7 protein-coding genes are annotated in these 7,163 nt (G+C 26.1%); 4 read left to right on the forward strand and 3 right to left on the reverse strand.

Features of this window, described 5'->3' with window-relative positions; translation table 11 throughout:
* On the forward strand, window positions 1-224 hold a 224-nt coding region (locus tag KGF52_RS19635; RefSeq protein WP_227841344.1), incomplete at its 5' end, for a hypothetical protein.
* Between the two features lie 1,484 nt (window positions 225-1,708).
* Here KGF52_RS19635 and KGF52_RS19640 read toward each other — a convergent pair.
* From KGF52_RS19640 to KGF52_RS19650, 3 genes are read right to left on the reverse strand one after another with little or no spacing between them, the layout of a single operon-like run.
* Entirely contained in the window at window positions 1,709-2,296 is a 588-nt protein-coding gene (locus KGF52_RS19640; RefSeq protein WP_074176851.1) for a peptidoglycan-binding domain-containing protein, read from the reverse strand.
* 49 nt (window positions 2,297-2,345) lie between these two features.
* Window positions 2,346-3,350, reverse strand: coding sequence for a M56 family metallopeptidase (locus tag KGF52_RS19645; protein ID WP_074178788.1), 1,005 nt, complete (start codon window positions 3,348-3,350; stop codon window positions 2,346-2,348).
* 14 nt (window positions 3,351-3,364) lie between these two features.
* On the reverse strand, window positions 3,365-3,733 hold the full coding sequence (locus tag KGF52_RS19650; protein ID WP_074178789.1) for a BlaI/MecI/CopY family transcriptional regulator: 369 nt from the start codon (window positions 3,731-3,733) through the stop codon (window positions 3,365-3,367).
* An 838-nt stretch (window positions 3,734-4,571) separates the two neighbouring features.
* On the opposite strand from KGF52_RS19650, the gene KGF52_RS19655 reads away from it, so the two are divergent.
* The 3 genes from KGF52_RS19655 to KGF52_RS19665 all read left to right on the forward strand — a co-directional run.
* Entirely contained in the window at window positions 4,572-5,630 is a 1,059-nt protein-coding gene (locus tag KGF52_RS19655; protein WP_227830456.1) for a hypothetical protein, read from the forward strand.
* Window positions 5,631-5,688: 58 nt separating this feature from the next.
* Window positions 5,689-6,261 (forward strand): hypothetical protein, encoded by a 573-nt coding sequence (locus KGF52_RS19660; protein WP_227841345.1) that lies wholly within the window; start codon window positions 5,689-5,691, stop codon window positions 6,259-6,261.
* Window positions 6,262-6,695: 434 nt separating this feature from the next.
* On the forward strand, window positions 6,696-7,163 hold a 468-nt coding region (locus KGF52_RS19665), incomplete at its 3' end, for a hypothetical protein (protein ID WP_227841346.1).

Consider the following 7,163-nt stretch of genomic DNA (forward strand, 5'->3'; position numbering starts at 1 on the left):
ATGCTTCTGCAGGAAATGAATATGATATTTATCTTACTAAAATAGGTGATTCTTGGAAGATTATGTCTGCAACAATAAAAGTAGAAGAAGATCCAGTAGATTCTTATTTTGATGTTAATAAGGAATTAGGTTATTCAAATGGTAAAGAATTAAAAGATGTAAATGTCAAACAAAATCTAAAGAAGATGTTAGACAAAATGAATGATATAAAAACAAAATTATAAAAAAAAAAGAAATATAGAAAAATTTGCTAGTAAAATTTAATAACTAGAATTATAATTAACTTATATTAAAAAATTAAATATAAAAAAAGACTACTGCTCGTATTAGGTTGACAGACCTTATAACGAGTTAATACCAACTACCGACGAATAGTTAAGTAACAGTAATCTTTTACTATAAGTTACATACTAAATGTTTTGACAGAACATAGAGTATATAAAATATAGCTGTTATCTTCTTAGATATACATAAATTATAAGAGATGAAAGAAAAAAAATCAAGATGATAACGATAAAAGATAAAAATTACGGACTTGTTCAGATAGTAGGACAAGTCTTTTTTAATGTGGTTTTATGAGGAGGAGTATTTGACCAAGAGCAATAGGGACACCCGACAGGGAACACCCTAAAGAGCCGACAAAATACTGGGATTAAGTTTCCACACCATATAAATATGTCTGGTACCATATTGAAGGGGTGAGAGTAGTAACTAGGCACTACAAAATATAAGAGCTAGGGGAGGCAACACTTAGTGGAAATACTCAAATATACTGTCTATTGTCGGGGTGTTGGTAGACTGTGTTAAATCACAAAGTGGAGTATTTACTTGTATCAGTCCAACGTTGTGTGGTCGTAACACACCAATCCTATTGGGTTTGAATGATATGGAAAGTAACCACGGACAGTAGTTCGTGGGTAACTGCGTCCAATTACAAAGCCTTTAGGTTTGCATTAAAAGAATAAGTAGTCAATAAGATTTAAAACATGTATAACAAAATTCGATATAGGTCAAGTCCCTTCTGACTTGGCATATTGAGAATGCGTTAGTAACAACTGAAAGCCGTAGGTTGAAGGCGTAAGTAACCGTTAGGTTATAATGTTATGTAACATATGTAATTAGTATGTATCAAGTATTTAAAGTAATAACTGATTAAAACTAGATACTAAACTGGTGTAACAATCGTTTTGGTGAGTTTCGCTAAGGATTATATATTGTTAAAAGATAGGAAATTTTACATTAAAAAATATGTGTTTTTGGTGGTCTGATAGTGGTCTAAGTGTGTATTTTTGAGTGATTTTATGACCCCAAAAAAATGACCTATAAAATAGATAGTATTTTGATTTTAACCAAAGAGTTTTACTAGGCTTTGCCTAGTTCTCCATGTTCATGAAATAAATGAAATTTATGTAATATGGGGGCAAAAACTCCTTATGCTCTTTTTTTAAAAATAACTTTACAAAACAAACAAATAAGGGCTTATAAAAATAAATAAATACTGGAATATAAAAAGAAAGTTATAAGGGCTTACAGAGGCACACAGAGCCTTAAAAACATACTTCAAACTGTAAAATTATGTAATTAAAATACTCGTTTTATCATATTTAATTTTACAGAACTTTATTAATAAAAAAGTAGGCAGCTTAAAAAAGTCACCCATTTAAGGTGACTTAATTTTTATATGTAAATTAATAATTGTGATACTATTTTACAAGTGTGCCACATATGCTAATCTTTCCCATGTTCTTGCTCCAACAATACCGTCAACACTTAAACTATTGCTTGATTGGAAACTTCTAACTTTTGTATATGTTTCACTTCCGAATTGACTGTCAACACCTAGAGAATAACCACAAGCTTTAAGTAATATTTGTACTAGATGTACGGGATTACCACTTTCTACTTTATTATACCCTACTAGAGTTGATGTTTTAACAGTATAATTTTTTGTACCAGTTACTTTAAAATATGTGCCATAAAAAAATATATCAAAACCATCTTGACTACCTTTATAATTTTTTAATCCATAACTTTGCATTTCATCAGCTGGTATAAATATTTCAGCTTTAGCTGATGGTGTTATGCCTAGCTCATCACATTTATTTTTATATTTTTCTTTAATTTGTTTTGGAGCATTATCATAAGTAAAGGTATAACCTTCAATATGAATTGTCCATAATGGCTTGTCTGTTTCTGTGTAAGTAGAATTTGTTTCAGTATCTGCGAATGCAATACTGCTTGTTAATGCAAATAAACAACATAGCATTATCAATATTTTTTTAACTTTTTTTAACATAAAAACCCTCCTTTGAATATTATTTAATTATCCTAGAATGTAGGATATTTTAAATGTCAACATGAATTTTATAAACTGAATCTTTCAGTGGAAATTTTTTGTATATTGAATGGTCTAATGATTTATAAGAAACAGAGTCAATAGTCAAATATGTAAGAGAAGATAATAAACACAATATTAATGCTATTATTATGCCTTTTCTACTTTTGGTAACAAACATATTATGTAATCTTTTTTCAAATCCTTTGACTCTATGTAAACCAGTAGAAAATTCATTGTGTATATTTGTATTTCTTTCAATTGAGTTTACAACAGTCATAGCATAACTTTGTCTATCCTCAAGACTACAATCTTTTAAAACTGTTTCATCACAATGCATCTCACAAATATTTTCTACAACTCTATCTAATAGATATACAAGTGGATTAAACCAATAAACACATTTTAAAAATAGGATTAAGTATCTAATATACAAATCTTTGCTTTTATAGTGAGTCAATTCATGTCTTAAAATCCAATTTAATTCTTCTAAAGAATAATCATGTGGAGGTAAAAGAATATATTTTTCAAATAATCCAAAACAAGAGGGATTATCAACTTCATAGGTATATTTCAGTTTTATATGTTCTTTTATTTTAAATTCATTTAATAAATTGCTATAAAGTTTATTTACTTCTATTTCTTCAATATCATATGATAAGTCAACTATTAAGCCTTTGAATTTCAAATATCTTTTGATTGTTCTGATAAAAAGTAATAATGCAATGGTAACCCAAACAAATACAATAATATTTTTAATATTTTCATTGATTGGGAATGTATCTATATTTGAATTAACAAGTAAACTTTTAGTATTTAACTTACTAGTGGAAGACATTGTATATGTGTATGTAAATGGAAAAACCAATTTAGCTATAACAATCATCCAAATATAATAATTAAGTTTTTTACTAAAATTTTTAAGTAAAGTTGTATTCAAAACTATTAAAATACAAATAATTAAACTGCTTATAAGTGTTGAACGAAATAAATTTTGTAAAATTAAATTAACCATATAATCTACCTATTTTATTTTTTATTTTGCATATCTTTAATAAAGCTTTTAAATGTTTTTATTTCTTCTTTGCTAAATTCTTTTTTACTCATTGATTGAAGTAAACTTGTAACAGATTCATTATGTATGTTTTTTAAAAAATCAAAAGTTTCATATTGTAAATAGCTTTCTTTATCAACTAAAACAGTATATGTCGTATATGTTGAATGCTTTTTAGCAGATAAAAAATTTCTTTTTACTAATCTTGATAAAAGTGTAAGTGTTGTGGTCTGCTTCCACTCATGACTCATTATAGAAACTATGTCTTGTGATGTCAATACCTTGTCAGATTGCCAAAATAGCTTCATTATCTTCAATTCAGAAGGTGGTATTTTTTTAAACATAATTAATTCCCCCAGTGCCTTTTTAAAGTTTTTTAATTTTACTTTCATTCTATAAAAATAGAGTGCAAGAGTCAAATTAGTATAATTGTTTTATTCTACAATTATAGAACAAAGTGACCAAAAAGTTCTCTACATAGGTAGAATACAAGGTTTAAATATTTTTAGTTTATTAAAAAATATATGTATTTGTGATTGAGTAAAAACAAGCATAAAAATAAAAAAAAGTAATATTTACTGACCTACAACTGACAAAATGCCTAAAATAAGATTTGAATAAATAGGCTAATATATTGAAAATACTATGTCTTACAAAAAAATGGCATAAAATATAATCTTTTATGTCCTTTTCTACTGACATGCAAAAAAGTCTTGTAAGTATTGCAATGACTTAGATATAGGGTATTTGAATGTGGAATTGTCGTTTTGTAAAAGAAGTTACCTAAAATAGTAAAAAATATTATTAGTTGATATAAATTATCATGAAAAATACATCCATTTCCATAAGAAAAAAATTTTTGTCTGCATGTAAAAATAGCTATCTCAATGCGTACAAACGTTCTATATTTATAGAGTTATTTGAATGTAAATTATATTTAATATAATATGTTTATCAGCTAAATAGGGGGGTGTATATGGTATATGTAAGTAGAGTAAAAGTTTTCTTTTAGTGTAGTACTTTCATTTCCATCACACAAAAAGTCCTAAAATCGTAAGGTCAAACTACCCCTTAATTAATGGTATTATAAAGTTTATTTTTTTGTTTTGCAATCATGTTTTTAGTCTGTAAATATAGTATTAATAAACTGATTCAAGGATGATTTCGTAAGGGGTGTGGGGGATGATAGATAGAGTTAACTTATATAAAAATGTAAAGCTAGATACAAGTAAGTTTAGTTTAAAGCTAAAAAAGAACTACAATGAATATATAGATTTCAAGACAGGAGAAGTAATTGAATATATTTCATCTTATATACTTGCTTGGAATGGAGTAAGATTTCTATATGCCGTAAATTCAGAGAGAATATATGTAACTGGTAGGCTTGTAATGCTACTCAAACAAGGTAATCATGTACACAATGTAGATGACTTATATAACTATAGGGAAGAGATAAGGCAAAAGGTAAATTATAAGCTTAAAGAGTTATTTAACATAGAGTTAGACATATTAGAGTTTACAGTTGCAAGCATGGAGGTAACATTTAATATTTATAATGTAAATGCAGATTTATATTTAAGACTATTTAATCAAATTATAAAAGACAAAGCTGATAGTAGATATATTAACTACGTAGATAAAAATAACATAGACACAAATACGAGCGTTTATATAAAGTCTAAAAATAATTATAAGAGCAACATAAATAAAACATACACTATTAATTTCTACAACAAATTAGAGCAACTTAAAACATTAAAAAGTAAAGTAGATATGTATAAGAGTAGTATAAATATAAATGAGATTGATTTGGAGCTTGCGACTAATACTTTAAGATTAGAGGTTAAGTGTGCAAATTATGAACTCAAAAAGTATGGTAAGACATTTAAAACATACTATGATGATATATACATATGCAGAGATATAGTTCTAACTAAGTATAAGAGATTCATCTGTAGCACTAGACTAGACTTTTACAATTACTTTGAAGCTAAAAAAATAGTACAAGAAACAAATAAGTTGAAGAAGAATAGTAAAAAGAAGCTATTGCAATATTTAGAACTAAGATATGCTAAAAAGAAAAAGTATAGCAAGGAAGAATTAAAGAAATATTTTAAGATGTTAGAAGCTTTAAACATAGCACCTGCACTTATTCCGACTATTTACAAAACAAACAAACTAGAGAGTCCAATTAGATTGCTAGATAATAAATTGTTTGATTTAAAGGATGTTCATAGATAGAATAAGAATATAATTGTAATACATATGTATTACAATTATATTTAAGAGGTGAAATATTATGAACTGGAATGATTTAAAAAAATGCGATATTAATGACATTGTAGGATATATAAATGAAAAATTGATTAAATACAAAAGTCTTAAAAAAGTTTCAGATAAATTAGAGATTAATGAAAGCACAATAAGAAAATATCTAAATAGCAAGGGTTACAGAAGAAAAGAAAATCAATTCGTACTTTTAGAATACACATGTAATCCCCGAAGTAATACAGCTAAAAATAAAGAAAATAATTCAATTAGCAATCATGATGATATAAGTAATATAGATGTAATATCAACTCCAAAATTAAAAGAAAATATGCTTTATATATCACAAGAAACAGAAACTTTAAAAGAAATGATAGAATGGTTTAAAATTAATAAAACTGGTAAATCAAATTCAGATGTTATTGAATTAAGAGAAGGAATAAATATAGATTTACCTGAAGCACCAATTAAAAGAACTACTATTAGAATTAATGAAAAGATATGGGACGAGTTTGATATTTTGGTTGAAGAAAATAAACCATATGATAAGCATGACCTAATGGGACAAGCCTTAAAAGAATTTATTGATAGATATAAAAAATAAAAATATTCTCAGAATAAAGGTAATTATTCTGAGAATATTTTTATTTTATTGACAAAATAATTCTACTATTGTACAATCACATTAATGATACTACATAAATAGAATGTTAATTTAACAATATTTACATAAAAAGTTTATACATTTCAAATCACTTACTTAATTTAATTACTCATATCACATAAGTCCAAATAATAAATTAAATTTGTTTAAAAAGTAATGCTTCAGTTAAAATGAGTTTGAATTTTTTAGTTCTTTTACTAAAATCAATGTTTTGTTTCATTTTCAACGATTTATGCTACAAAATATTATACATTAAGAAAACTAAGTATGGGTACTAATTTCGGTTTTACCGATTTAGCTATACAATAAACTCATTTAAATATATTTGAGTTTAAAATTGAATTACATAACTTAAAAAAGAGGGGGATTTAATTATGTTTAAAAAATTTAAAAAAGCACTTTTATGTTGTATATGTGCTTCAGTTGTCATTGGTGGCACTAATATCGTAAGTTATGCAACAGATGATATTACTGAAAAGGAAAAAGAATCTATAAAAAGTACAGTAGAGACCTTTGTAAAAGAGGATTATAATTTTAATGGTGGAAAAAATAATTTTTCAACATTAGGCTCGGATGACTTTAAAGAGTATTTAAAAGCTAGAAATGATTTTAAACAAGCTAATAATGACTATCAAGATTATAAACCAATTGATTCAAAGTATACTTTTGATTTTGAAAAAATAGAAAAAGATAGTGATAATGTTAAAGTCGATGTTTATGTGTCAGAAACTTTTTCTTATGACTTAGAGGGCAAAAGAGAAAATGATGCTTCTGCAGGAAATGAATATGATATTTATCTTACTAAAATAGGTGATTCTTGGAAGATTATGTCTGCAACAATA

The sequence above is a fragment of the Clostridioides sp. ZZV15-6597 genome, assembly GCF_020657815.1.
Taxonomy (GTDB): Bacteria; Bacillota; Clostridia; order Peptostreptococcales; family Peptostreptococcaceae; genus Clostridioides.

Coding starts and splice junctions, on each gene's coding strand:
- KGF52_RS19655 (WP_227830456.1), top strand. CDS start 4,572: ATGATAGATAGAGTTAACTTATATAAAAATGTAAAGCTAGATACAAGT.
- KGF52_RS19660 (WP_227841345.1), top strand. CDS start 5,689: ATGAACTGGAATGATTTAAAAAAATGCGATATTAATGACATTGTAGGA.
- KGF52_RS19650 (WP_074178789.1), bottom strand. CDS start 3,733: ATGTTTAAAAAAATACCACCTTCTGAATTGAAGATAATGAAGCTATTT.
- KGF52_RS19640 (WP_074176851.1), bottom strand. CDS start 2,296: ATGTTAAAAAAAGTTAAAAAAATATTGATAATGCTATGTTGTTTATTT.
- KGF52_RS19645 (WP_074178788.1), bottom strand. CDS start 3,350: ATGGTTAATTTAATTTTACAAAATTTATTTCGTTCAACACTTATAAGC.